The sequence below is a fragment of the Moorena sp. SIO3H5 genome (assembly GCF_010692395.1).
Lineage (GTDB): Bacteria > Cyanobacteriota > Cyanobacteriia > Cyanobacteriales > Coleofasciculaceae > Moorena.
On sequence record NZ_JAAHHS010000801.1, the window covers coordinates 1 to 1,140 of the forward strand.

1 protein-coding gene is annotated in these 1,140 nt (G+C 46.1%); it reads right to left on the reverse strand.

Annotated features, from left to right (window positions below; translation table 11 throughout):
- Positions 1–395: 395 nt before the first annotated feature.
- On the reverse strand, positions 396–1,140 hold a 745-nt coding region (locus tag F6K52_RS36615; protein WP_293090185.1), incomplete at its 5' end, for a WD40 repeat domain-containing protein.

Sequence of the window (1,140 nt, forward strand, 5' to 3'; positions counted from 1 at the left end):
CGGTCATGGGGGTTCCCACGGGGCTGGAGAGCGATGCAGCGCCGCCAAAGGGGGTTTCCCCCATGAGCGACTGCCGTTCCCCCATGAGCGACTGCCGTGGTTTCCCCCACTCGCGCTTTGCATGGCTGACAACAGGTAAGCATTGGTTTAATCGGGTGCATCTGATCAAAGCTGTTTGACCCGGTGGGTGTAACGGGCATCATGCCCGTTACAATAGGACGGACTCTCCCAACACTGGCTATTGAAAAAATGAGGGCAAGCCCGTCTTATCACGCACCCTAAGAACTATAGCGTTTCTCATAGCTATGAGGTACACAGTTTTTTTTCCCTCTTGCCTCTTGCCTCTTGCCTCTTGCCTATTCCCTATTCCCTATTCCCTGTTCCCTTTCTCCCAATCACTCAAACTTCCAAATCTTAATCGTATTATCTTGAGAACTACTAGCAATGGTAGCACCATCATGGCTAATAGCAACTGTAGTGACAGCGCCTAAATGATCTGTAAGAGTATAGAGCAATTCACCACTACCAGGATGCCAGATTTTGACAGTCTTATCGGCACTACCACTAATTAACGTATTCCCTTGAGGGCTAATGGCAATAGATTTAACAGCATGCCCATGTCCTTTGAGAGTAAGCAACGGTTTCTTTGGTATTTGTAAATACCGATCCCTCTTGAGCAACCAAATCTTAATCGTTTTATCAGCACTGCCACTAATTAAGATTTGACCACTAGGGCTAAAGGTGAGTGACTCTACCGATGCCGAATGTCCAGTAATCGTTGCGCTGAGCTTACCGGTTGCTAAATTCCAAAGCTTAATGGTTTTGTCAGCACTACCACTAGCTAGCAGTTGTCCATCTTTACTAATAGCTACTGCGTTAACTGTTCCTAAATGGCCAAACAAAGTTGTCTGTAATGATGCCTTCTTCAGCATCCAAAGTTTAATAGTCTGATCCGCACTACCGCTAGCTAGAAGTTGTCCATTGTGACTAATTGCCAGACACGTTACCCAAGCCGAATGTCCACAAAGGGTATGGATTAAATTTCCGGTATACCCATGCCATAGTTTAATGGTATGATCCCAACTGCTACTAGCGATAATTTCTCCATCTGGACTAAACCCAACCGCCTCAATCACATTT